This window comes from Candidatus Thiodictyon syntrophicum (assembly GCF_002813775.1).
In the GTDB taxonomy this organism is placed as follows: domain Bacteria; phylum Pseudomonadota; class Gammaproteobacteria; order Chromatiales; family Chromatiaceae; genus Thiodictyon; species Thiodictyon syntrophicum.
Genome location: NZ_CP020370.1, coordinates 6,365,172 through 6,388,495 on the forward strand (window position 1 = coordinate 6,365,172; position 23,324 = coordinate 6,388,495).

Sequence of the window (23,324 nt, forward strand, 5' to 3'; positions counted from 1 at the left end):
CCCATCATTCGTCGCCCCCCTCCCCCAACCAGCCCTGCAACGCCTTGATCAGCCCCTCCGCCTGGGCGCGGCTGGAGATGTTGAATTTGGATTGCTGGCGGTATTCGCCGGCGCGCTTCTGGTAGCGGCGGATGGTGAATTTGTCCGGGCCATAGACCTCCTTGGCCTTGTCCCAGTCCTGATAGCGGAAGATGATGGTGGTCCAACTGCCCTTGGACAGGATCACCTTGTCCAGTTCCTTGCTGGTCTCGATCCCGTCTTCCGTGTAGGAAACGGTCAGGTCCTCCACTGTTTCTGCCATCGCTGTCTCTCCCAAGGGTTGGGGCGCCGCACCGCTCAGGGGCGGGCGCCGGATTGTTGTAATGCCGTTTGGATGTCGGCGGTGTTCGGTTGCCTGGGGTCGCGGGCACGGGCCAGCGCGAGCGCCGTCCGACCGGCCCCATCGGGGCGGTTGACGTCGGCCCCGCGGGCGATCAGCCGTTTGACGGTCTCCAGGTGGCCCAGGGTGACCGCCAGGTGCAGCGGCGTGCGGCCCTGGGCGTCGGGCCGGTTCAGGTCGGCCCCGCGGCGCAGCAGGAAGTCGACACTGTCGCGGTCCCAGACCCCGGCGTGCACCAGGGTGACCAGCATCGCCTGGGCCTCCAGCGGGGCGCCCAACTGCACCAGCAGGACGGCGACCTGGGTCCTGCCGTGGGTCAGGGCCAGTTCCAGGGGGGTGCGGCCAGCGCTGTCGCGGGCCGTCAGGGTGGCCCCGTGGTCCGCCAATTCACGCGCAACGGCGACCTGACCGGCCCGGGCGGCGAGGTGCAGGGGCAGGTCGCCGTTGCCGTCGCGCTGATTCAGGTCGGTCCCGGCGGCGATGTGCCGTCTGATCTGGTCCAGATCGCCTACCTGAACCGCCCGGTGCAGATTGACGGTCGGCGGCGCCGACCAGCCGCAGCCCGCCGCCAGGGCCGCCAGGAGCGGCAGCGCCCACAGGAGCGCCGGGAGCGGTGCCGACAGGTAGGATGGTTGACGCATGGGCTCGGGTCGGCTGAACGGGTCACTGGAGAGGCGGACGGGATGGTAAACGGCAGGGGTACGGACCCGCAACCCGGGAAGGCGGGGGTGCGCTCGTGTTAGCCTGTCGATCCGGCCGCGGGCCTGCCACATCATCGTTTCCGCGGTTCCACCACTTCTCACGGACTCACCGACAGCCAATCCATATGATCTGGAAATTCCTGCTGACCGCCGCGGTGGTGCTCGCCGCCTTCTTTTTCATCCGGCAGCGGCTGCGCGGCCGGGGTCGGCCCCTGGCCGACGGTCCGCCGCGACCCCCGCTGCTTCCCGCCGGTGCAGTCCGCTGGGCCGCCTATGGCGTGGTGGCGGTCATGCTGCTCGGCAGCGGCTGGTACCTGTACCGCGACTGGGCACTGGGCGATCAGGTGGTGGAGGTCCAGGTGGTCAACGCCAACACTGGGGCCATCACGCGCTACCAGGCGCACCGACGCGACATCCAGGGCCGCGTGGTCCGCATCCTGGATGGGCGGGAACTGCGGCTGGCAGACGTGGAGCGGATGATCGTGACCAAGGAGGGTCAGGGCCTCTGAACGGGCGTCACGCGGACAGTGAACATGCAGCCAAGGCCAAGTCTATGATTATTTGCGTCTATTCGCGTTCATTTGCGGCTAAACTGCTTTTTCTGGGTTGAAGACTTAGGCCCACTCTGGAGACCCCCACATGTCGGAGAAAAGCCGTCTGATCGGCCTGGTGTTGCTGGTCATCCTCTACCACGGCGGGCCGGCCCGTGCCTGTTCCCCGGCCGCTTTCGTCGTCGCCATCGATGTCGGGCACTCGCTGCGCAGCCCAGGCGCCGTCAGCGCGCGCGGCGTGCCCGAGTTTCGGTTCAATCGCGACCTGGCCGCGGCGGCGGCCGACGTACTCGCGGCCGGCGGGTTCCGCCGCAGCTTTGTGATCAACGCCGACGGCACTGCCCAGTCGCTGCGGGGGCGCACGGACGAGGCGGCACGGCGCGGGGCCGACCTGTTACTGTCGATCCACCACGACTCGGTGCAGCCGCGCTATCTGTCAAATTGGACCCTGGATGGCGTCACCCGACCCTACAGCGATCACTTTCGCGGCTTCTCGCTCTTCGTTTCCGCCAAGAATCGCCAAGCCGAGCGCAGCCGGCGGTTCGCCGAGCTGCTCGGGCGCTCGCTCACGGCGCGGGGGCTGACGCCGACCCTGCACCATGCCGAACCGATCGCGGGCGAGCACCGGCCCCTGCTCGATGCCAGGCTCGGCCTCTATCGCTTCGACGACCTGGTGGTGCTCAAGGGGGCCGCCATGCCGGCGGTGCTGTTGGAGGCCGGGGTGATCCTCAACCGCGACGAGGAGTCACTGCTGGCCCAGGGTGCCTACCAGCAACGGATCGCGGCGGCGATTCTCGCCGCGGTGCAGGACTATTGCGACGCGTTGCCGCCCGGGTAATCCCGGGAAGAGCAGTTCTCACGCCAAGGCGCCAAGTTCGTTGTCGTTGTCGTTGTCGTTGTCGTAATCGAGGTTATCGGAGCGTCCTGGATTCTCTCGCACCCCAAAGTGCATCGCTTCTCCGATTACGACAACGACAACGATTGTCGCTCATCCTCAGTCCCCGGCATCCATCAGCGCCTCGGCCCAGGCGCCCAACTGATCGAGGACCTGGCGCTTGGCGGGGTCGGCGGCATGGGTCTGCGCCAGCGCGGCAAGCTGGGCCTCGTACTGATCCAACTGGATGCTCCCGCCGGCCTGGGGGTCGGTAAGGCGGGTAAGGCGCCAGGCGTCCCACTCCTCGCGCTCCTCTGGACTCAGGGTCTCGGGCCAGTTGCGGGCGCGGTAGCGAAAAAGCATCTGCGGCAGGCGCGGGTCGGCGAAACGGGGATTGGCCGCGGCCAGGTCCGCGGGGGCCAGGGCGCGGACGCGCTCCAGGGTCCGGCGATCGGCATCCGACAGGAAGCCCCCGGAGTAGAGCATCAGGTCCGGGTCGGTTGCTGACTGGCCGTTCGGCCCCTCGGGCGCCGGCTGATGCACCGCCTGGACGCGCGCGCGGATGGCCGCGGCCTTGTCCCTGACGGTCTGGGCCCGGCGCACGACCTGGGCCGGATCAATGGACCAGCGCGCCGCCGCTGCTGCCGTCAGGGTCTTGAGCGGGGCCAGCACCGGGGAGTGGTTGACCTGGACCGTCTTGAGCGGGATACGCTCGACCCCGGCCGGCAACTGGGCGCTCGGGGTGAAGAGCCGTCGGCGCAGTTCCTCCACCGACAGATCCAGCAATTGGTCCGGGTCGGCGCGCAGGTCCAGACAGATTACACCGTTGCCGTTGGTCGGATGTTGGGCCACCGCGACCACCGGGGCGATGCACCCCAGGGCGGCGGGGAAGCGGGCGGAGGCGTGCACCAGGGGTTCGCCCTTCTCCAGCATGGTCCGCACCTCACGCTTGTCGCGCAGCCGCAGGGCATAGTCATAGAGCCGCGGCTGGGCACGGCGCAGCAGTCGCGCGAGCGCGATGGTCGCCTGCACGTCGATGAGGGCATCGTGGGCACCGGCGTGCGGGATGGCGTTGGCCGCGGTCAGGTCTTCCAGTCGGAAGGAGGCGGTGCCGTCGTCGCGCAGCGGCCAGACGATACCCTCCGGGCGCAGGGCCTGGGCCAGGCGCAGTATGTCGATCAGGTCCCAGCGCGAATTGCCGTGCTGCCACTCGCGGGCATAGGGGTCGCGCAGGTTGCGGTAGAGGAGGTGGCGGGTGACCTCATCGTCGAAGCGGATGCTGTTGTAGCCGGTCCCGCAGGTGCCGGGGACACTCAACACGTCCGCGATGGCGGCGGTGAACTCGGCCTCGATCAAACCCTTTGCATCGGCCAGTTGGGGCGTGATGCCGGTGACCAGACAGGCCTCCGGCTGGGGCAGCAGGTCCAGGGCGGGCCGGCAATAGAGCACCAGGGGCTCGCCGACGGGGTTGAGGTCCTCGTCGGTGCGCTGCCCGGCGAACTGGCAGGGGCGATCCCGCCGCGGGTCGACGCCCCAGGTCTCGTAGTCGTGCCAGTAAAAGGTCGCGGCCACTCGCACCTCACCCGGCCCTTTGAGGACCGTCGGTCATGGTGTTATACCAGAGCCCACCGCACCGAACCCGAGTACCCGCACCGGAGAGAAAATCGGTCAGACCCAAGGGTCCGCCGCTCCTCATAGCCCCAGCCCATGCGGTGACCCCGGGCGGCGGACCCTGTTAGAGCTTTTCCTTGATACGGGCGGCCTTGCCGGTGAGCCCGCGCAGGTAATACAGCTTGGCGCGGCGCACGTCACCCCGGCGCTTGACCTGGATCTCGGCGATCACCGGGCTGTAGGTCTGGAACACCCGCTCCACCCCCTCGCCGTGGGAGATCTTGCGCACCGTGAAGGCGGAGTTCAGCCCGCGGTTGCGCTTGGCGATGACCACGCCCTCGAAGGCCTGGAGACGTTCGCGCTCGCCCTCCTTGACCTTGATCTGAACGACCACGGTATCGCCGGCGGCGAAATCCGGAACCTCGCGGTTCATCTGCTCGGCATCGAGCGCCTGTATGATATTGCTCATGGTTTCCTAAGCTCCTGTGCTAACCCCAACCCGGCAGTTCGGCGGGCCTGGATAAATTCATCGAGCAGCGCCTGATCCTCTGGACCCAGGCCCCGCCGCGCCAATAGTTCCGGCCGCTTGAGCCAGGTCCGCCCGAGCGCCTCGCGGCGGCGCCAGCGCGCAATCGCCGCGTGGTCACCGCCGATCAAGACCGGCGGCACCGACTGCCCCGCCACCAGCTCCGGGCGGGTGTAATGGGGGCAATCGAGCAGCCCGTCCGTGTGCGAATCCTGCGCCGCGGACTGGGCGTGGCCCAAGGCCCCCGGCAGCAGCCGGATCACCGCGTCCATGACCACCATGGCCGCCAGTTCACCGCCGCTCAATACGTAGTCGCCGATGGACCACTCCTCGTCCACCTCATGCTCGATCAACCGCTCGTCGATCCCCTCGTAGCGGCCCGCCACCAGAATCCAACCGCCGGCCAGGGCTAACTCACCCATCGCCGCCTGATCGAGCAGACGCCCCTGCGGCGAGAGGTAGGCGACCCGACTCCCCGGTGCCTGGGCCCGGGCGGCGCCGATCGCGTCGCGCAGCGGCTCCACCTTCATCACCATCCCGGGGCCGCCGCCATAGGGGCGGTCATCGACGGTGCGGTGGACATCGTGGGTATAGTCCCGCGGGTTCCAGAGGTGCAGTTCGGCGATGCCCCGGGTCAGGGCACGGCCGGTCACCCCCTGATCGAGCAGGATGCGGAAGAGGTCCGGCAGCAGGGTAACCACATCAAAACGCATGGGCACTCCGCTGACCCGGGTCCGCCGCGGGCGCTAGGCCCGTCAGAAGTCCGGGTCCCAGTCCACCTGGATCAGCCGACGCTCGAAGTCCACGGCCCGGACCACCGCGTCCCAGGTGAAGGGCAGCAAGCGCTCACGCTCACCGACCACCACCAGGACATCGTTGGAGCCGGTCGAAAACAGGTGGCTCACCCGCCCCAGCGCAACCCCTTCCAGGGTCTCGACCGCCAGCCCCTCCAGGTCGATCCAGTAGAACTCGTCCGCCTTGGGCGGGGGCAGCCGGTCGCGGGTGACCGCGATCTCCTGACCCACCAGGGCCGCGGCCTGGTCACGGTCGTCACAGCCCTCGAGCCGGACCACCACGCCCTTGCCGTGCGCCCGACCCTCCGCCACCCGGCGCGGCGTCGGCGCGGTGCCGAGCAGCCAGGGCGAATAGCGCAGGATGCCCTCCCGCGGCGCGGTCTCGGAGAAGACCTTGACCCAACCGCGGACCCCGTAGACACCATCGATGTGTCCGAGGACCAGGCGTTGCCCACCGGGCCCTGACCCGTCAGGCGCATCCTCAGGCATGATCAATGTGACCCAGGGGAGACGTGGCGTTGCAGATGAGAGACTTGGACGACCCGACGCGACCCTCAGGCCGCGGCCGGAAGCGCCGCCGCGGCCTCGCGGGCGGCCTGCCGCAGGAGCTGGCGCACGCGATCGGTGGGCTGGGCACCCTTGCCGATCCAGTGCTCGGCACGGGCGCGGTCGACCCGCAACGGCACCTCGCCGCCCTTGGCGGTGGGGTTGAAGAAGCCGATGCGCTCAATGTAGCGCCCGTCGCGGGGCGAGCGGATATCGGTAACCACTATCTGGTAGAAGGGGTGCTTCTTGGCACCGCCGCGAGTCAAACGGATCGTGACCATGGTCTGTCCTAGCTAGAGACGAATGGCCCCCCAAACAGCGACCGGAATCCGTCGGATCCCGGGCAGGTCCCGTTGGGGTCCTGTTCAAGGTGGGCGCGTGAAAAAAAACGGTGCGCGGGCGGCCCCGCAGCAAACGCGTAAGTATACAGAAATCCGGGCGTGACGGAAGCCTGTATCGGAGAGCCCGTAGGCTGGGCAGAGCGAGCGCGATGCCCATCTGAAGCCGCGGCCCCGGTCCGGCCCACCCCGCTGCTGACCCGCGGGCGGCGTTAGGGCCCGCCTCCAGGGCCGCGCCGCGGAACGCGCACGGCGTGCGGGTCCGCGTCCTGCCGATCCCGAGGTCGCCGCGACCTTCGCGGCAGTTGCGACCCGCTTCAAGGGCCCCCGCGCGCCCCGACGAAGCCACCTTGTCACCCCCACCTACCGGGGCACTCGCCTTTGATGGTCCGCGTCGGCAGCCTCCGCTCGCCCCTCCCCCGCCAACGCGGGAAGGGCACCTAGGTCTACTTGGGCGGCGGCGTTTCCTCCTTCTCGGTCGCCTGCAACTGTTCCAGCGCATCTTGCTGCAACTGTTGCAGCTTGGGCTCCAGCATCATCATGCGCTCCTGCACCAGTTCCATGGTGTTCTGCATGACCAGCGGCATCTTGGCAATCACCGCGTGGCCGGCTTCGGATTTATAAAAGGCAATCATGCCGTCGATCTCGGGCTGGGTGAAGGTCTTGGTATAGACCGCAATGAACAGCGGCTCCAGCACGCCCCAGCCCATCTCCTGCCTGAAGAGCGCGGTCGCCTTGGCCCCCATCTCATCCACGACCTTCTGTTGCGGCGGCGTCAGGTCCTCACTGCCGAAGGCCTCCTGCATCGCGGACTGCATCGCGGACTCGACCTCTCCGGGGACCCCATCGACGAGCTTGCGTGACTCGGTGAGGGTAATCAATTCCTTGACCGAGGCCGCGGTCGGCGCCGGCACAGCGGGCGCGGGATCGGCGGCGCCGGCCGCCTGGGCCGCAATGAGGGCCAACAGCAGGACCCGCGGGAGCATTGACATGGCACTTCCTTCGTAAGGTGACGAGCGGTGGGAACAGGGGAGGCGCGGCACGCTAGCAGCCCGGGTTTGCCAAGTCAACGGGCGGGGCGCGGACGGGTGTGATCCAAACCGATGTGGTCCCTCGAACGCCGTAGGATGCCGCCGAAGATGGTCAGCGCGAACTGGCGCTACAGTTCCCCGGACAGGCCCGGAAAGAAGGCGATCGGCACGAACACCGCCAGCAGCACCAGGGTGCTTGCGATCACCGGCCCGGTGGTCTGGGTCACGGTCTTCCAGGCCGCCCCCGGGGCGCGAGCCCACGCCCATGCCGCGGTCACGGCAGCGGCTGCACGCGCTGCACGCCTACCTGACGCAGTTGGAGGGCAAGCTACCCACCCTAACACCGCCTTCCGGAAAAACTTCGGTTTTCCACCCAGGCAGTTACGGCGTGGACCGAAGCGGGAGGCGCCGCACAGCGAGCACCATGAAGCGGACTTGAGTCCCTCGGACCACGCCGCACCGGGGGTCAGACTCAGCTAGCGTATACTGGTCACCCGATCGCCGTAGGACCCGCAAGCGCTTGAAAGACCGATGACCACAGCCGACCCCCTCCAACTACTCGAAACCGACGCACTGACCGGTCTGCGCGGCTTACCCGATGCCTCGGTCCAGGTCGCCCTGACATCCCCACCCTTTTATTTGCTCCGGCGCTACGGGACCACTGCCACCTGGCCCGACGGCTGGGAAGGGGAGCTCGGACACGAATCCCACCCCAATGAATTCGTGCGCCACCTGCTCGACTGCTTCGACCAGGTATGGCGCGTACTGAAGGACGACGGGTGCCTGTGGGTGAACCTGGCAGACACCTACAACAACCGGCAAGGCAAGAAGGGCACCACCAACGCCCCGGACGGCTCCAACGGCCGCTTTGCTGCCGGCGGTAAGGGCTATGCGGAATCGCTGCGCCAACAGCCGGAATTCTTCAAGCACTACATTCCCACCATCGGACACAAGTCCGAAATCGGCGTGCCCTTCCGCTTCCACCTCGCCATGACCGACTCGGAATTCCGCCGTTTTGTCGGCGCGGCACCCGGGCCCCAGTGGATCTGCCGACGCACCATCGTCTGGGCCAAGTCGCTGGTGAACCTCGAGACCCAACAAGCGCGGGGCAACGCCATGCCGGAGCCGACGCTCGACCGACCCTCGCGCAACTACGAGTTCCTCTTTCTCTTCTCCAAGAGGCCCGACTATCGATTCGATCGCAAGGCCATCGACATCCCGGCCCGCTCCAGCATTCGACGCGGCGATCGGGCCAATTGCGGCTCCGTCTGGCAGACCGATTACCAAGTCCTTGCAGACAGCGACGCGACCCCCGACGGCCTGTGGCAGATCAACCCCGAGGCCTCACCCTATCGGCACCTCGCCATGTGGCCGCGCTCCCTGGTCAGACAGATGTTGCTCCCCACCACCCGGCCTGGCGACACCATCCTGGACCCCTTTGCCGGCAGCGGCACCTCGGGACAGGTGGCGATCGAACTCGGGCTGAACGCGGTGCTCATCGAACCCTCCGCGATGGCCCGGGACGCCCTGTCCGACCGGCTCGACGGCCTCAATATGGCACTGCCCTTGTGAACCCTTCGCCATGAGCACACCAGATCAGCCGGAAGAACCAGTGCCCGCAACGGCGACCGAAGCGATCGAGCGGGTATTCGGGGCGGACAACCGAGCACGCCTGCTCAAGCGCTACTTTGACGCCAATGGGGCTGTCACCCCCGAAAATGCCTGGTGGCACGTCTATCGACTCTTGCTCTGGATCGATCGCACGACCGCACTCGCCCACTGTTATGAATCGGACAAGGCCCAGCCGGGACGGCCCTGGTATGAACGCAGCCTCGCGTTTCACGACTGGTTGGCGACCGCCCTTAGTTTGGCACCCGCCGACCTGGGTGATGCCATCGACTGGCTCTTTCGCGAGGCCATCGGCGACCTTGCCAGCCAGGCCATTGCCTCCCGTAGCGCGACATACGAGAAGCAGCGTGCCCCTTATGCTGGCAGAGGCTTTCCCGAGCCGGGCGAAGACCCCGAATTGGTCGGAATCATCCGGGAAGCGCTGTCGCCGTGGATGGATCAGCGCCCACCCGACGACGCATTCCGGAACCTGACGCGGCGTATTCACGCACACTTGAACCAAGAGAACAAGAGACGCAATCTCGTTGGCGAAGGGTTCGAGGATGTCATCGCCGCGGTCATCTCCCGCCTGAGCGGCGCCGATCGCCTGAAAATTCGCAACCGAGCCCTGTTGCATGACCTGCCGGGTTTCCACGCCCCAGCGCCGAATGAGAAGATCAAAAAGGTCGATCTTGCGATCTTGGGCGAGGGACAGCGAAACCTGATCAGCGCCAAGTGGAGCATCCGTGCGGATCGGGAAGAACAGTTCCTGAGCGACTTCGAGGCCTATGCCCGCCTGGAATCGGCCGGGCAGAATTTCTCCTACACCCTGATCACGAACGAGTTCGACGCGGCACGCCTCAAAGCGGCCTGTGAACGTCGTCGGCAGAATGCACTGCTGTTCACCTATGTCGTGCACATCAATCCCCAGGGGATGCTGGCGGCCTACGGGGACTCTGGCCGCGGGGCCGCGAAGCAGATACGCACGCATGTCGAAACCGGGCGGCTCATGGACCTGGCAAGCTGGCTCGCCCTGGTTACTGACTCCTGATCATCAGGCCCAATACGGACAGTGGAGGTCAGCGCAATGTCACTGGTCCGCACAGCACACTGGCTGATTCTGCCGCTGCCTAAGCCCCGAAGGGGCGAGACATACCAGCCCAGGGCAGCGCCCTGGGTTGGGGATGCGAAGCAGTCCAGCCCTGTAAGGGCGTGACATAACGGGGTGGACCGATACGCCGGACACCGATGTCACGCCCTTACAGGGCTCGCCCATTCAACAACGGTACCCCAGGGCGTTGCCCTGAGCTGGTATGTTCGACCCCGTTGGGTCATGGCGCGCGACCGGGGCCTGCAGTGGCCTGGGTCCAGCAACGCCGAGCCGACCCGATGCCCCCCGCCCCGGCTCCCGCAACCGCGCTCCTCGATCAGTGCGCGCGCAAGACCCTAAGCCGCGGCAAGGGTCCGCTCCTTGACCTCTTCCAGGAAGCCGATCACCTGCTCACGGCGCACGCTGGGAAAGCCGTCGAGAAAGTCGTCGATCGATTCACCGCCCTCCAGATAGTCGATCAGGGTGGCGATCGGAACCCGTGTGCCCGCGAAGACGGGCGTCCCCCCCATCACCGCGGGGTCTAGGTGAATGACTGTGTTGACCATGGATCTTCACCTCGGAATGCGATCGGCTGCCGATAGCACCAACGATGGGTTTCGCTGCGCTCTACCCATCCTACGGGTCGGTTCTCGGGATCTGTGTCACGAGATCGCGGCGGCCTCAGCCCACCGCCCCCATCCGCGCCGCCTCCTCCACGTCCACCGACACCAGCCGCGAGACGCCGGGCTCGTGCATGGTGACGCCGAGCAGATGGTCGGCGATCTCCATGGTCACCTTGTTGTGGCTGATGAAGATGAATTGCACCTGCTCGGACAGTGAGCGGACCAGCTCGCAGAAGCGCCCGACGTTGGCGTCGTCCAAGGGCGCGTCGACCTCGTCCAACATGCAGAAGGGGGCGGGGTTCAATTGGAAGATGGCGAACACGAGCGCCACGGCGGTGAGCGCCTTCTCCCCGCCCGAGAGCAGGTGGATGCTGGAATTGCGCTTGCCGGGGGGGCGCGCCATGACGGTGACGCCGGTCTCCAGCAGGTCCTCGCCGGTCAGTTCCAGGTAGGCCTGACCGCCGCCGAAGAGGCGCGGGAACAGGACCTGGAAACCGGTGTTGACCTGGTCGTAGGTGTCCTTGAAGCGGGTGCGGGTCTCGCGGTCGATCTTGCGGATGGCGCCTTCCAGGGTGTCCAGGGCGCGGGCGATGTCGGCGTGCTGCTCATCCAGATAACGCTTGCGCTCGGACTGCTCCTGGTATTCGTCGATGGCGGCCAGGTTGATGGCGCCCAGGCGCTGGATGCGCGCACCGAGCTTGGTCAGGCGCTCCTGCCAGGTCGCCTCGTCCGCGGCCGGGTCCAGGTCGCGCAGCGCGGCCTCGGGGTTGGTCTGCGCCTCCGCGAGCTGCTCCTCCAGGGTGCGGCGGCGCACCAGGCGCTCCTGGCGCTCCAGGCGCAGCGCATCCAGGTCCCGTTGGAGCAGCTGGGCCGCCTGCTCCACCCGGTGACGCTCCTGCTCCAGGGCGCGGACCTCCTGGTCCAGGGACTCCAGACGCTCGCGGGCGGCGGCCAGTTCGGCCTCCACCTCCACCCGGCGGGCGAGTTGTTCGTCCAGCCGCTCGCGCTGCTCGGCCAGCGGCTCGACCGACTCCTCGATGGCCGCCTCCAGTTCGTCGCGCCGCCCGCGCAGTTGCGCCTGCTGGTCCTGGGCGCGGGACTGGCTGAGCAGCGTCGCCTCGCGCGCGGCGCGATTGGCCTCGACCCCCACCCGCAGGCCCTGGGCGCGGTCGCGGGCGGCGCGCTCGGCCGCGCGCGCCTGGGTCAGGGCCGCACGCAGGGTCTCGCGCTCACGGGCGAGCTGCTCGCGTTGCTCGGCCAGGCGCTCGACCTCCTCCAGCAGTTCGTGGAGCCGCTCGCGCGCCTCCTCCATGTCGGCGATGGCGTCCTCGCACTGGCTGGTCAGGTCCGCGTTCTCGGCGGCCAGGGCTTCCTGGCGCTCCAGCAGGTGGCCAGCGCGGGCGCGCTGGCCAGTCAGCTCGGCGCGTACGCCCGCCAGCTCCCGGTTGAGCGCGGCCAGGGCCTGGGCGCTCGCGGTGCGGGCCTGCTCGGCCTCGGCGCGGGCGCTGCGCAGGGCCTGGTCTTGGGCGGCGAGCGCCTGCTCCCGCCCGGCCAGGGACTCGAGCTCCAGTTCCAGGGCCTTGAGCGCCTCGGCGCGGGCCAGCACCCCGTCGGTGGCCCCCTTGGCCGGGGTGCGCAGCCAGTTGGTGCCGATCTCGGTGCCGTCACGGGTGATCAACCGCTCGCCGGGGGCCAGGTCCGCGCGCCGCTCCAGGGCCTCGGTCAGATCGGCGGCCGTCTGCACCGCACCGAGCAGGGCGTCCAGCGGCCAGGGGGATTGGCACAGGCCGGCGAGTCGGGTCCCCGGGCCGCCGCCGCCCGGGGCCGCGGGGACGGCGGTGTCGATCAGGACCAGGCCGGGGGTCAGCCCGCCCGCCGCCAGGGGCCGCAGGTCCGGCACCGGCACGGCCTTGAGCGCGGGCCCGAGCACCGTCTCCACCGCCGACTCCCAGCCCGCGCCCACCTGGAGCCGATCGGCCAGGCGCGGCGCCTGGGCCAGGCCGTTGGCCGCGAGCCAGGCGGTCAGCGTCTTGTCGCGATCGGTCAGCGCGTCCTGCTGCAGCGCCTGGAGGGAGGCGCGCCGCCCCTTGGCCTGCTGCAGCCCAGTACGCACCAGGTCCAGGTCGGCGCTCAGGGAGCGCGCGGCGGCCTCCCGCCCGGCCAGGTCCGCGGCCACGGCCGCTTGGCGGGTCTCCAGTGCCTCGCACTGCTCGGCCAACCCCTCCGCGCGCTCGCTCAGGTCCGCGACGCGCGCCTGCGCCCCCGCCAAATCCAGCCGACCGGCCTCCTCCTCCAGTCGCCGCAGCCGCTCCCGGTCGCGCCCCAGGCGCTGCTCCAGGGCGGTGATGCGGGCGCGCTCCACCTGGGACTGCTGGCCGGGACCGGCCGCCTCCTGGTTGAAGCGGTCCCACTGCGCCTCCCAGTGGGACTGCTGGTCCTCGGCGAGCGCCACCGCGGCGGCGGTCTCGGTGAGCCCGGTCTGGGCGGCGGCCAACTGGGGTCCGTCCCGGGCCAGGGCGGCCTCGATCTCGGCGAGCCGGGCCAGGTCGCGCTCCAGGTGCTGCCCCGCATCGGTGAGTTCCTGATCGAGCCGGAACAACTCCGCCTCGCGCCGACCGCGCGACTCGTTGGCGAACTGGATCGCCTGCTCGGCGCGCGCGATCTCGGAGCCCACGGCGTAGAAGCGGCCCTGGACCTGGTTGAAGTGGTCGGACGCCTCGCTGTAGGCGGTGCGGCGCTCCTCAATGTCCGCCTCGATGCGGCGCTGGCGGGCCAGCCCCGCCGCCTGGTCGGTCTCCAGGGTGCCCAGGCGCCGGTCCTGGTCGTCGAGTTCCCGGTCCAGGGCGCGCCAGCGCATGGCCTTGATGTCCTGGTCCAGACGCCGCTCCTCGGCCCGGTACTCGGTGTAGCGCGCGGCGGTGTCGGCCTGGCGCTCCAGGTGTTGGAGCTGCTTGGCCACCTCGTCGCGGAGATCCGTCAGACGCTCCAGGTTCTCCCGGGTGTTGCGCATCCGGGTCTCGGTCTCGCGCCGGCGCTCCTTGTACTTGGAGATACCGGCCGCCTCCTCCAGGAACAGCCGCAGGTCCTCCGGGCGCGCCTCGATGATGCGCGAGATCATCCCCTGCTCGATGATGGCGTAGGAGCGGGGCCCCAGGCCCGTGCCCAGGAACAGGTCCTGGATGTCGCGCCGCCGACAGCGGCTGCCGTTGAGGAAATAGGCGGATTGGCCGTCGCGGGAGACCTGGCGCTTGACCGCGATCTGGTTGAAGGCGGCGAACTCACCCCCGGCGCGCCCGTCGGCGTTGTCGAACACCAGCTCGATACTCGCCAGACCCACGGGTTTCCTGCCCGTACTGCCGTTGAAGATGACGTCCGCCATCGACTCGCCGCGCAGCATCTTGGCCGAGGACTCCCCCATGACCCAGCGCACCGCGTCGATCACGTTGGACTTGCCGCAGCCGTTCGGCCCCACCACCCCCACCAGATTGCTGGGAAAATGGGCGGTGGTCGGGTCCACGAAGGACTTGAAGCCGGCAAGTTTGATCTTTTCAAGACGCATCCGGGCAGGGTAACGGATGCGGGGGGTGGGGCCAAGCGTTGGGGTGGGGTTGGGACGCCCGATCAGCGTGTGACGCCTGAAAGAAAGACTGGAGGAGCGGCCAAGCCCCATCAGCCCAGAAAAAGCAGTTTAGCCGCAAATTAACGCAAATTAACGCAAATAATCAGAGGCTTGCGCTCTACTGCGTGTTCACCGTCCGGGCGACGCCCGCGACTATGCTAACCAGCAAATTTATTTGCGCTTATTTGCGTTAATTTGCGGCCAAATACTCTTTTTTGGCTCAAGGGGGGAGGCGACGCGGCGATCGTGTCACTGCAACCGTCGGGCGGACTTTGCAGCGGTTCGCCCCCCCGAGACGGCTTGCGTACGTCCCGGTAAAACGCCATGCTTTACGGCGACCCCAGCCGCGGGACCCGAACGACGAGATAGTCCTGGAGGCAGCGGTGAACGGTGGTGCCGACCTGATCGCCACCGTCAACCTTGCCGACGACCTGCCGGCCGCGACCCGCTGCGGGATCGGCGTGGAGCGGCCCGGCAACATCCTGCGGAGACTCCCATGACGGTCACCAGCAACGACGCCCTGCGGCTTCAGAAGTCGCTACTCGACGAGGTCAAGCAGATCGCGACCGAGGAGGGCACCACCATTAATCAGTTCATCAACGTGGCCGTGGCGGAGAAGGCGGCGGCGCTACGCACGCAGGCGTACTTCCGGGAGCGCGCGCAGCGGGCGGACTTGGCCGAGTTGGATCGCATACTGGGACGGTCCGGGAGTGAACCGCCGCGCCCTGGAGACGAGGTTCCCGAGAGACTGCCCAACCAGTAGCGAGCGCCCCCGATGATCAGCCAGGAACAGATCGATTCCGCCGTCCGCGTACTGGCACAGGTCGCCGACGCGCAGCGTATCCTGTTGTTCGGCTCCTATGCCCGCGGCGATGCCGGAGAAGACTCGGACCTCGACCTGCTGGTCATCGAGCCGCAGGTCCCCGATCGCGCGGCGGAAATGGTCCGGTTGCGGCGCGCATTGCGGCCCTTGCGTATCCCGGTCGACGTGCTGGTCTATTCCGTGGACGAGGTGGCGCGTTGGGGCGGGCAGCCGGGTAGTGCCTTGTATTGGGCGTTACAGGAAGGCAGGCAGGTTTATGCCTGAACCCGTAGCCCGTGTGGCAGAGGCCCAGCAGGACCAAGAGCGGCGAAACCGCCTTCGGCGTTCCGCCTAGGTACTGGAACCTATCGCTACGGCGCGGCGCAAACGGCGCTGGTGAGACCGCTCCAGCGGTGTCACCCAGGGGTTGGCCACTGCGCGGCCGGGACCGTCCGGCACCTGTCGCAGTCGCGATCGGGTACGTCGGCCTCACGGCGCAAAGCGCCTGAAACAGGCGTGAAACCGCTGGAGCGGTATCACGAGGGCTGCAATTGCCAGGTTGTATTCGCAACTCACAATGCCAATCTAGTGGTTAACGGGGATGCGGATCAAGTCATCGCATTGGAAGCTGACGCGCAGCAAGGTCGCGTATATGCATCCGGTGCGATCGAGGAACATGACGTCCGAAGCGCGATTATCCGCACCCTGGATCGGGGCGACGATGCCTTCTCTCTGCGCAGGGCAAAGTACGGTTTTTGAGGGGAAACACATGGACTGGACCGAGGTCTCACAACGCATTCAAGCCGGAGAGGACGAGCGCACCGAACTCGGCCGTTTTCGCTCTTGGAGCGAGAAGGACTGGCTCGACTCCGTCTGCGCCCTGGCGAACACCGAGGGCGGCCTGGTGGTCTTGGGCGTCGCCAACGACGGGCGTATCGACGGGGTGCCGATGGACGCCGAGGAGGTCCAGGAGCGGCTGACCAACGCCATTCACAATGGGCTCAACGCCCCGGTCCAGGCGCGGCTCGGCCGCCGACAGGAGGCGCAGGGGTGGGTCCATTGGATCGAGGTCGGACGGATGCGTGGGCCTGAGCCCCTGCGCCACCGCGGCCGGGTGCTGGTGCGGCGAGGCCGCGGCAATGACGAGCCGACGGGATCAGAACTGCAGGAACTGTACAACACCTACGGCCTGGTCTTTACCGAGGAGCGCGTGGTGCCCGGCACCAGCGCGGACGCCATCGCGCCGCAGGCGTTTCGGGACTACATGCAGCGCAAGGGCGTGGACCTGGACGCCGAGCCGGGGATGGCGTTGGAGACCGACCTCTACAACCGCGAGGTGCTGGGGCGCGATTTCGACGGCGCACTGCGGGCGACCCTGTTTGGGCTCTTGTGTTTCGGCAAGGACCCCCAGGCGTACCCGCCGACGCGCAATCTGTGGGTGGATCTGGTCGCCTATGCCGGCACCGAGCGCGGCGCCGAGGTGCTGCTGGCCGGGGAGGCGCGCGGCCGGCTCGACGAGCAGGTGCAGCGTGCCGAGGGCTGGTTGCGCGCGCTCGGGCACGGTGAGCGCTATGTCGGGATGGAGCGCACGGAGCAGTGGCCGGTGCCGCTGGCGGCCTTTCGCGAATGCGTGGTCAACGCGGTGGCGCACCGGGACTACAGTATCCTGGGCTCGCGGGTCCTGGTCGAGGTCTTCGATGACCGGGTGGTGGTGACGAGCCCGGGTGCCCTGCCCAATCACAAGCGCCCGGAGTCGGTCCTGGCCGGCGGTACGCCGCGTTCACGCAATGAAGCCATCGCCAACGTGCTGTGGGACCTGCGCCTGATGGAACAGCGCGGCAGCGGCTACCCGCGCATGATCCGCGCGATGCGCGCCTTCAACGGTACCGTGCCGGAATTGGAACACGACAAGGATGAGCGCTGGGTGAGGGTGACGCTGCGGCGCACGGCGGCTGAAACCCCCTCATCCTAAAGTCCTGCAAGTGCTCACGCCAAGGCGCCAAGCTCGCCGAGGAAGTTCCAGGCGTTGTTGAAGTGATTTGGCTCACCCATCGGGCGCTCCGGCGGCTGCGCAAATCCCTTTGTTTCTTCTTGGCGTCTTGGCGTGAGCAATTGCCGGATTCAGGTTCTTGCGATTGCGGGTAACGCGCCCGACTGGTGCCCGCGGCGCGGGTGCGATCAGCACTGCACTGATGTGGTGACCGAGATCCCGGGTACGCGGTCGTTGTCGTTGTCGTAATCGAATAATCCGACCACGATTACGACAACGACAACGACGCCCGGTCCGCGAGAACGCCGGGTTTGCGTCGAGCCGCGGGGACGTGCAGACTTTGCGTCCCAGTGCGTTCGGCCATTCAGCCCTGCCCCGCGGGGCGCCGGAATCGCTCGCGAGTTGAGGAGTGCCTATGTCCCCCGCAGAAGCCCCGCGCCAGCGTCAGCCCAGAGACCTGGGCCGGCTCATGGTCTGGTTGGTCGCCATCGTGACCACGGCCGCGCTGTTCCAGGTCTGGTCCAATCATACCCGGCAACCGGTGCCGCCGGACCCGACGGGACTGGCGACACGCTTGTCGCCGGTCGGGTCCGTCAAGCACGCCGTGCCGTCGGCGTCGGCGCCCGCGGCCCTGCCGGTTGCACCGGCGGCACCGCCGCCGGTGGTCGTAGCGCCCAGCGTCACCGTGGAGCCGGCCAGCGCCCCGACGCCAGCCGCGGTAAAGGCAGATCCGGCCCCGGCCCCGGCCCCGCTACCGGCGACCCCGGCACCGGCAGCCCCGACCCCGACCCCGGCCCCGGCCCTGCTGCCTGAAACCCCGGTCCAGGCGGCCCAGGCGCCCGCCGCGACGATACCGCCGCGCCCCGCGCGGGCGGCCCCCCCACCGGCGCCCGTCCAAGAGCGCGCCGCGGCGGGCGCCGCCGCCGGACCCCGGGCCAATGTTCCAGGGCGCCCGCGGCTGGCCCCGCCCGGGGGCCGGCCCCAATTCCGGCCTCAGGTCCCACCCTGGTATGCCCCCGGCTATCCGCCTGCCTACCCGCCGGCCTACCCGGCTGGCCCCGGATACCCGCAGTACGGGCCTGGCTACGGCCCCTTCCCGGCCGCTCCCGCGGGCTACGGACCACCCTGGGGCGCGCCCGGCTGGTGGTAGGCCTGGTCCGGCCCAGGACGCGGCGCGGCCGCGGGCTCAGTCGGCGCCCCCGGCAGGCCCCGGCGTCGCGCGGGCACTGTGCCAGTCGCGCAGGGTCGCGAGCGCCTCGTCATAGTCGAAGCGCTCGATCTCCCTGGCCAATTGGGCAGCCTGCGGACCGAGCGCCGCGGCAATCAGTGGCCGCTGCTCGAACCAGAGCGCCGCGGCCCTGGTATCGTCCTCGGCCAGGTGCGACTCCAACTGACTTAAGACCGCCAGCGCCCGCCCCCAATCCAGCGGGGCCGCCGCCTCGGCAGCAGGGGCCGGCGCGCGCTCCGGGGCGGGCTGCGCGGGGTCCGGCGGCAGCCAGTGCAACAGGGCGCTGTAGAGCAGTTCCGGCGCCACCGGCTTGCCGATATGGTCGTTCATCCCCGCCTCCAGGCAGCGTTGCCGGTCTTGCGCAAAGGCGCTGGCGGTCATCGCCAGGATCGGCAGGGACGCCTTGCCGGGCAGCCGGCGGATCTGGCGCGCCGCCTCGAGCCCATCCATGACCGGCATCTGCACGTCCATCAGCACCAGTGCATAGTCGCGGTTGCGCACCCGCCCCACCGCGTCGCGGCCGTTGTCCACCACCTCGACGACCAGCCCCAGGTCGGCCAGGAGGTCGCAGGTGACCGCCTGATTGACCGGTTCGTCTTCGACCACCAAGAGGCGGACGCCGTGACAGCGGCGGCGCAGCGCCTGCTCGTGCGTCTCCTCCTGGGGCTCGCGGGCGACGGACGGCGCCCTCCCCGCCGCACCCGGCGCCCGACCCAGGCGGGCGGTAAACCAGAAACGGCTGCCCACCCCCAAGGTGCTGTCCACCCCCACCTCGCCACCCATCAGGGCGGCCAGGCGCGCGACGATGACCAGGCCCAGACCGGTGCCGCCGTACTCGCGGGTGGTCGAACTGTCGGCCTGGACGAAGGGCTGGAACAGCCGTGCCTGTTGGTCCGCGCTCAGACCGATACCCTGGTCCGCCACCTCGATGCGCAGGAGCAGGCCCGCGGCGTCCTCGGTCAGGACCCGCACCTGCACCCGGACCTCGCCGCGTTGCGAGAACTTGACCGCGTTGCCCACCAGGTTGGCGACCATCTGCCCCAGGCGTAGGGGATCGCCATGCAGGTAGGCCGGGACCCCGGGGTCCAGCGCGACGACCAGCCGCAGGCCCTGCTGCGCCGCCCGCTCGGAGAACAGGTTCAGGGTCCCGTCCAGGACCTGGCTCAGGGCGAAGTCGAGATCCTCCAGCACCACCCGCCCGGCCTCGATCTTGGACAGATCCAGGACGTCATTGAGGATGCCGAGCAGGCGCTGGGCGGCGTCACCGATCTTGGTCAGCCGGTCCTGGGCCTTGGGGGCGGGGGTCTCGCGCTGGAGCAGATAGGTCAGCCCCAGGATGGCGTTCATGGGCGTGCGGATCTCGTGGCTCATGTTGGCCAGGAAGGCGCTCTTGGCCCGGTTGGCCGCCTCGGCCGCGTCGCGTGCCTCGCGCAACTCCCGGGTCCGGGAGGCGACCAGTGATTCAAGGTGATGGCGGTGGCGCTCCAACTCGAGTTCGGCCTCCTTGCGGGCACTGATGTCCTGGAAGATACCGGACAACGCGACGGTCTTGCCCTGCTCCACGATGGGCCTGCCGATCGCGTGCACCCAGCGGTGATGGCCCTTCGCAGTCACGAATTCCAACTCCAGGTCAAAGGGCTCCTGGTCGTCGATGGCCGCTTTCACGGCCCCGATCACGACCGGGCGGGACCCGGGGGCATAGAACACAATCCCCTTGTCGACCGTCGGCTGATAGGACGGGTCCAGCTCGTGAATCTCATAGATCGCCTCGGTCCATATCTGCGCGCCGGTGGCCACGTCCAGTTCCCAGCCGCCGATCCGCGCGATCCGGCCCATCTCATTGAGTAAGGCCTGGCTCTTGCGCAAGGTCGCCTCGGCCCGCTTGCGCTCGGTAATGTCGATGTTCATCCCCAGGATACCCAGGATCTCGGCCCCGCTGCGGATCGGGGCAATGATATTCTGGAAGATGCGCAACTCATCGTTGACGAGGTATTCGACCTCCTCGTCGACCACCTCCCCCGCCAGGGCGCGGGCATTGTTGGCCTGCCAGAGCGCCAGGTCCGGCGCGCTCACCCCGCTCTCGTCCGGGCGCCGTCCCAGGATGCTGCCCCAGTGCGCGACCAGGCAACCGTTCTCGATCACACAATAGCCGTCACGGTCGCGCGCCCAGAACTCGAAGGGGGTGTTGTCCACCACCGCGCGCAGGAGCGACTCGCGCGCCCGCAGATCGGCCTCCGCCTGGACCCGCTCAGTGATGTCAAAGAAGGTGACGACGACCCGCCGAACCGCCCCCTGGTCGTCGCGCAGCGGGTGGGCCTCGCATTGGACCCAGGTCGGAGCGGCGCGGTCGGGCCGCAGGATGCCCAGGTTCAGTTGCCGCAGCGGCTCACCGGCCGCCAGGGCGCGGTTGACCGGGTACTCCGCCGGCGGCATCCGCGAACCGTCTTCCCGCACAAAGCACCAGACCGGGTCGATGGCCGCCTTGCCGCGCATCTGCTCCCCCGTCAGACCCAGCAACCGGGCGGCCATGGGATTGGCGAACCGGATTTGCGTATCCGGACCATGCACGACCACCCCCGCGTCCAGGTTCTCGACCAGACCGCGGTAGTTGCGCTCGCTCGCGCGCAGCGCCGCCTGGGTCTCAAGCCGCTCGATCGCATCGGCGGCGGTGTCGGCGATGGTGCGCAGCGCCTCCAGCAGGCGCAGGGCCTCCGGGCGGCGCGCGGTGTCGGCAATGGCCAGGGTCCCCAGCAGCCGCTCCCGTGACCGCAAGGGCACGCACGCGAAGGTCACCACGCCCAGCGCGCGCAGGGCCGCGAACCGGTATTCGGGACGGTGGCCGGCATCCAACTCCACCAGGGCCTCGCCGCGCGTCGCCACCAGCCCGGACAGGGTCTGGTCAACGGGGACCCGCAGCGGGGCACCATCGCCGACGCCGACGGCGCCGACGAACACCATCTCGGCCCGCGCCGCGTCGTAGGTCTCGATGACGACGATCGGGAACCCCAGCCGGTGCGCCAGGGTCCGGGGCACGGCCTGGTAGAACGCATCCGCGGAATCGGCCGCGACCGCCAGACTGACCACGGCACCGACCGCGTCGCGCGCCAGTTCGGCATAGCGGTGGTCGGTGATGTCGCCGTAGGCGATGACCACGCCGTACCCCGGCAGCGGCAAGGGGGCGGCGGTGACCTCGATCCAGGTCACCGTCGCATCCGGCCGCACGACACCCATCTCCGAGTGATGCAGCCCCTCACGGGTCTGGAGCGCCCGCATGGCGGGGTACTCGGCGGGCGGCATCGGGGTCCCGTCGGTGCGCAGGATCCGCCAGGCGGGGCTGTCGATGCGGCGTTGGCGCTGCTCTGCGCTGGGGATGCCGAGCAGGGCCTCGGCGCGCGGGTTCGTCTCCAGGATGTCACCCGCGGCGTCGGTCACGGTCAGACCCAGCGGCAGGGTGTCGAAGAGCGTCTTGTACTTGGTCAGGGCGACGCCGAGCGCCTGCTCGGCGCGCTTGCGGTCGTCGATATCCAGCAGTGCCCCCTGGTAGCAGGTGATGCTCCCCGCCGGATCACGCACCACCCTGGCGTTGATGGAGACCCAGCGGGTCGCCCCGTCCGGTCGGCGCGCCTGGATCTCGTAGCCGGTGACCGCATCCTGCTGCGCCAGCAGGCGCAGCAGCCGTTGCCGGTCCTGTGGGTCCGCATAGAGTTGGGAACCGATATCGGTCACCTCCGCGAGCAGTTGCGCCGGCGTGGTGAAGCCGAGGATGCGGGCGAAGGCACTGTTGACGCTGACATAGACGCCCTGCGGGGTCGATTGGTACAGCCCCACGGGCGTGGTCTCGAAGATCTCGCGATACCTGTGCTCGGCCTCCTGCAACCGCAGGGCCTGGAAGCGGGTGTTGCGCAGGGCCAGCACCAGCGCCGCGAGGAGTGCGCTGATGATGCCCCCGCCGCCCCCGACCAGCCAGACGCGCAGATCCCGCCACGCCGCTGCCGGGGGACCGGACGGCGCGACGACCAGGGTCCAGCGCGACCCATTGAAATCGACGGGGAGGCGCAGCGCCGCGCCCGCCCCCAGGGCAGAGGCCGGCGCCGCGCCCGGCTCACTATCGAACAGCAGGGTTTCCGGTCCGGGTCGATCGCCCTCATAGACCGCGAGGCGCACACCAGGGACCCCGTCCCCCAGAATGCCATGCATCAGATCGGTCATCCGATAGGGGCTGTAGACCCAGCCGAGCAGGGCGGCGCGGCGCTCCGCGACGCTCGCCGTCGGCGCTCCGGGGCGATAGACCGGGACATACATCAGGGTCCCGGCCTGGGCGTCCTGGCCCGTCTCCTGCACCAGCAGGACCCGACCGGAAAGGATGGCCCGGTCCTGGTCACGCGCCCGCTCCATGGCAGCCCGGCGCACCGGTTCGGTGAACATGTCATAACCGAAGGCGCGCAGGTTACGGCCGCTGAAGGGCTCCAGATAAACGATGGCGGAATAGGGGTCGCGTTCACCCGGCGGCCACACGCGGTAGTCGGGGAAGCCCTCCGCCCGGATCTGCTCCACATGTCGGGCCAACTGCCCGGCGGGGATCAGGCGCGCGAAGCCCACACCCTGGATGCCCGGCAGATTCAGTTGGACCTTGCTGCGCTCAATGAACGTCTGCCACTGACCACGGGTGACCTCTCCCGCCGCCGCGAAGTAGGCCGCCCCGCCGCGCAGGACCTGGGCATGGGCGTGCAGACGCGCCTGGACCTTGGCCTCGATCGCGATACCGGCCACGGCCAAGTCCTGGCGGTTGACGGACTGCACCGCGGCCAGGGTGTAGAGGGTCGCGACCAGGGTCAGCACCAGGCCGAGCGCGAGCGTCGCCCAGGCCAGCCAGAGATGGCGCCGCGGGCCGCCGGCGGTTACGGGCATGGTTTGATCCTCGGCATCAGGGGCCAAGAAAGGCTATTTGTCCGCAAATCAACGCAAATAAACGCAAATAAAGAAAAAGATTTCAATCGTGCGGTAATCGCTGTG

At 68.7% G+C, this 23,324-nt stretch carries 21 protein-coding genes; 9 read left to right on the forward strand and 12 right to left on the reverse strand.

The window, feature by feature from the left end; translation table 11 throughout:
* Positions 1 to 4: 4 nt before the first annotated feature.
* Together THSYN_RS27270 and THSYN_RS27275 are read right to left on the reverse strand one after the other, a co-directional pair.
* A complete protein-coding gene (locus tag THSYN_RS27270; RefSeq protein ID WP_100921904.1) occupies positions 5 to 301 on the reverse strand; it encodes a hypothetical protein in 297 nt (98 codons plus the stop codon).
* A 35-nt stretch (positions 302 to 336) separates the two neighbouring features.
* Positions 337 to 1,020, reverse strand: coding sequence for an ankyrin repeat domain-containing protein (locus THSYN_RS27275; protein WP_100921905.1), 684 nt, complete (start codon positions 1,018 to 1,020; stop codon positions 337 to 339).
* 185 nt (positions 1,021 to 1,205) lie between these two features.
* On the opposite strand from THSYN_RS27275, the gene THSYN_RS27280 reads away from it, so the two are divergent.
* On the forward strand, positions 1,206 to 1,589 hold the full coding sequence (locus THSYN_RS27280) for a hypothetical protein (RefSeq protein ID WP_100921906.1): 384 nt from the start codon (positions 1,206 to 1,208) through the stop codon (positions 1,587 to 1,589).
* 130 nt (positions 1,590 to 1,719) lie between these two features.
* A complete protein-coding gene (locus THSYN_RS27285) occupies positions 1,720 to 2,469 on the forward strand; it encodes an N-acetylmuramoyl-L-alanine amidase family protein (RefSeq protein WP_100921907.1) in 750 nt (249 codons plus the stop codon).
* 156 nt (positions 2,470 to 2,625) lie between these two features.
* On the opposite strand, the gene sbcB is transcribed toward THSYN_RS27285, so the two are convergent.
* The 7 genes from sbcB to THSYN_RS34390 all read right to left on the reverse strand — a co-directional run bounded on the left by sbcB (position 2,626) and on the right by THSYN_RS34390 (position 7,629).
* Positions 2,626 to 4,077, reverse strand: coding sequence for an exodeoxyribonuclease I (gene sbcB / locus THSYN_RS27290; protein ID WP_100921908.1), 1,452 nt, complete (start codon positions 4,075 to 4,077; stop codon positions 2,626 to 2,628).
* Between the two features lie 163 nt (positions 4,078 to 4,240).
* Positions 4,241 to 4,585, reverse strand: a complete 345-nt coding sequence (gene rplS, locus THSYN_RS27295) for a 50S ribosomal protein L19 (protein WP_100921909.1) — start codon at positions 4,583 to 4,585, stop codon at positions 4,241 to 4,243.
* A complete protein-coding gene (gene trmD / locus THSYN_RS27300; protein ID WP_100921910.1) occupies positions 4,582 to 5,355 on the reverse strand; it encodes a tRNA (guanosine(37)-N1)-methyltransferase TrmD in 774 nt (257 codons plus the stop codon). The genes rplS and trmD overlap by 4 nt, the downstream gene beginning before the upstream one ends.
* A gap of 42 nt (positions 5,356 to 5,397) precedes the next feature.
* A complete protein-coding gene (rimM, locus tag THSYN_RS27305) occupies positions 5,398 to 5,925 on the reverse strand; it encodes a ribosome maturation factor RimM (RefSeq protein ID WP_100921911.1) in 528 nt (175 codons plus the stop codon).
* 65 nt (positions 5,926 to 5,990) lie between these two features.
* On the reverse strand, positions 5,991 to 6,263 hold the full coding sequence (gene rpsP / locus THSYN_RS27310; protein ID WP_100921912.1) for a 30S ribosomal protein S16: 273 nt from the start codon (positions 6,261 to 6,263) through the stop codon (positions 5,991 to 5,993).
* A gap of 503 nt (positions 6,264 to 6,766) precedes the next feature.
* Positions 6,767 to 7,312, reverse strand: coding sequence for a DUF2059 domain-containing protein (locus THSYN_RS27315; protein WP_100921913.1), 546 nt, complete (start codon positions 7,310 to 7,312; stop codon positions 6,767 to 6,769).
* A 167-nt stretch (positions 7,313 to 7,479) separates the two neighbouring features.
* Positions 7,480 to 7,629 carry a hypothetical protein gene (locus THSYN_RS34390; RefSeq protein ID WP_157817968.1) on the reverse strand — a complete coding sequence of 50 codons (150 nt, stop codon included), beginning with the start codon at positions 7,627 to 7,629 and terminating at the stop codon, positions 7,480 to 7,482.
* A gap of 253 nt (positions 7,630 to 7,882) precedes the next feature.
* On the opposite strand from THSYN_RS34390, the gene THSYN_RS27320 reads away from it, so the two are divergent.
* Both THSYN_RS27320 and THSYN_RS27325 read left to right on the forward strand, forming a co-directional pair.
* Positions 7,883 to 8,923: a DNA-methyltransferase gene (locus THSYN_RS27320; RefSeq protein ID WP_100921914.1), complete on the forward strand. Its 1,041-nt coding sequence runs from the start codon at positions 7,883 to 7,885 to the stop codon at positions 8,921 to 8,923.
* A gap of 10 nt (positions 8,924 to 8,933) precedes the next feature.
* Complete coding sequence (locus tag THSYN_RS27325) at positions 8,934 to 10,010, forward strand: hypothetical protein (protein ID WP_216644634.1); 1,077 nt, start codon at positions 8,934 to 8,936, stop codon at positions 10,008 to 10,010.
* 395 nt (positions 10,011 to 10,405) lie between these two features.
* Here the strand turns inward: THSYN_RS27325 and THSYN_RS27330 are convergent, their stop codons facing one another.
* Both THSYN_RS27330 and smc read right to left on the reverse strand, forming a co-directional pair.
* A complete protein-coding gene (locus THSYN_RS27330; protein ID WP_100921916.1) occupies positions 10,406 to 10,615 on the reverse strand; it encodes a DUF433 domain-containing protein in 210 nt (69 codons plus the stop codon).
* 115 nt (positions 10,616 to 10,730) lie between these two features.
* The gene (smc, locus tag THSYN_RS27335) at positions 10,731 to 14,231 is read right to left on the reverse strand and encodes a chromosome segregation protein SMC (RefSeq protein WP_100921917.1); all 3,501 of its coding nucleotides are present in this window, start codon (positions 14,229 to 14,231) and stop codon (positions 10,731 to 10,733) included.
* A 556-nt stretch (positions 14,232 to 14,787) separates the two neighbouring features.
* Between smc and THSYN_RS27340 the strand changes: the two genes are divergently transcribed.
* The 5 genes from THSYN_RS27340 to THSYN_RS35515 all read left to right on the forward strand — a co-directional run bounded on the left by THSYN_RS27340 (position 14,788) and on the right by THSYN_RS35515 (position 18,233).
* Positions 14,788 to 15,054, forward strand: coding sequence for a hypothetical protein (locus THSYN_RS27340; RefSeq protein ID WP_100921918.1), 267 nt, complete (start codon positions 14,788 to 14,790; stop codon positions 15,052 to 15,054).
* Between the two features lie 12 nt (positions 15,055 to 15,066).
* Positions 15,067 to 15,378 (forward strand): nucleotidyltransferase domain-containing protein, encoded by a 312-nt coding sequence (locus THSYN_RS27345; protein WP_100921919.1) that lies wholly within the window; start codon positions 15,067 to 15,069, stop codon positions 15,376 to 15,378.
* Between the two features lie 231 nt (positions 15,379 to 15,609).
* The gene (locus THSYN_RS27350; RefSeq protein WP_236848720.1) at positions 15,610 to 15,852 is read left to right on the forward strand and encodes a hypothetical protein; all 243 of its coding nucleotides are present in this window, start codon (positions 15,610 to 15,612) and stop codon (positions 15,850 to 15,852) included.
* Between the two features lie 10 nt (positions 15,853 to 15,862).
* Positions 15,863 to 17,065: an ATP-binding protein gene (locus tag THSYN_RS27355; protein WP_100921920.1), complete on the forward strand. Its 1,203-nt coding sequence runs from the start codon at positions 15,863 to 15,865 to the stop codon at positions 17,063 to 17,065.
* Positions 17,066 to 17,498: 433 nt separating this feature from the next.
* Positions 17,499 to 18,233 carry a hypothetical protein gene (locus THSYN_RS35515; RefSeq protein WP_216644635.1) on the forward strand — a complete coding sequence of 245 codons (735 nt, stop codon included), beginning with the start codon at positions 17,499 to 17,501 and terminating at the stop codon, positions 18,231 to 18,233.
* Between the two features lie 36 nt (positions 18,234 to 18,269).
* Here THSYN_RS35515 and THSYN_RS36300 read toward each other — a convergent pair whose 3' ends face one another.
* Positions 18,270 to 23,219 (reverse strand): CHASE domain-containing protein, encoded by a 4,950-nt coding sequence (locus tag THSYN_RS36300; protein WP_236848721.1) that lies wholly within the window; start codon positions 23,217 to 23,219, stop codon positions 18,270 to 18,272.
* Between the last annotated feature and the right edge of the window lie 105 nt (positions 23,220 to 23,324).

Coding starts and splice junctions, on each gene's coding strand:
- smc (WP_100921917.1), bottom strand. CDS start 14,231: ATGCGTCTTGAAAAGATCAAACTTGCCGGCTTCAAGTCCTTCGTGGAC.
- THSYN_RS27270 (WP_100921904.1), bottom strand. CDS start 301: ATGGCAGAAACAGTGGAGGACCTGACCGTTTCCTACACGGAAGACGGG.
- THSYN_RS27330 (WP_100921916.1), bottom strand. CDS start 10,615: ATGGTCAACACAGTCATTCACCTAGACCCCGCGGTGATGGGGGGGACG.
- THSYN_RS27325 (WP_216644634.1), top strand. CDS start 8,934: ATGAGCACACCAGATCAGCCGGAAGAACCAGTGCCCGCAACGGCGACC.
- rpsP (WP_100921912.1), bottom strand. CDS start 6,263: ATGGTCACGATCCGTTTGACTCGCGGCGGTGCCAAGAAGCACCCCTTC.
- THSYN_RS27280 (WP_100921906.1), top strand. CDS start 1,206: ATGATCTGGAAATTCCTGCTGACCGCCGCGGTGGTGCTCGCCGCCTTC.
- THSYN_RS27275 (WP_100921905.1), bottom strand. CDS start 1,020: ATGCGTCAACCATCCTACCTGTCGGCACCGCTCCCGGCGCTCCTGTGG.
- THSYN_RS27315 (WP_100921913.1), bottom strand. CDS start 7,312: ATGTCAATGCTCCCGCGGGTCCTGCTGTTGGCCCTCATTGCGGCCCAG.
- THSYN_RS35515 (WP_216644635.1), top strand. CDS start 17,499: ATGTCCCCCGCAGAAGCCCCGCGCCAGCGTCAGCCCAGAGACCTGGGC.
- THSYN_RS27285 (WP_100921907.1), top strand. CDS start 1,720: ATGTCGGAGAAAAGCCGTCTGATCGGCCTGGTGTTGCTGGTCATCCTC.
- THSYN_RS27345 (WP_100921919.1), top strand. CDS start 15,067: ATGATCAGCCAGGAACAGATCGATTCCGCCGTCCGCGTACTGGCACAG.
- THSYN_RS36300 (WP_236848721.1), bottom strand. CDS start 23,219: ATGCCCGTAACCGCCGGCGGCCCGCGGCGCCATCTCTGGCTGGCCTGG.
- trmD (WP_100921910.1), bottom strand. CDS start 5,355: ATGCGTTTTGATGTGGTTACCCTGCTGCCGGACCTCTTCCGCATCCTG.
- THSYN_RS27355 (WP_100921920.1), top strand. CDS start 15,863: ATGGACTGGACCGAGGTCTCACAACGCATTCAAGCCGGAGAGGACGAG.
- THSYN_RS27340 (WP_100921918.1), top strand. CDS start 14,788: ATGACGGTCACCAGCAACGACGCCCTGCGGCTTCAGAAGTCGCTACTC.
- rimM (WP_100921911.1), bottom strand. CDS start 5,925: ATGCCTGAGGATGCGCCTGACGGGTCAGGGCCCGGTGGGCAACGCCTG.
- THSYN_RS27320 (WP_100921914.1), top strand. CDS start 7,883: ATGACCACAGCCGACCCCCTCCAACTACTCGAAACCGACGCACTGACC.
- rplS (WP_100921909.1), bottom strand. CDS start 4,585: ATGAGCAATATCATACAGGCGCTCGATGCCGAGCAGATGAACCGCGAG.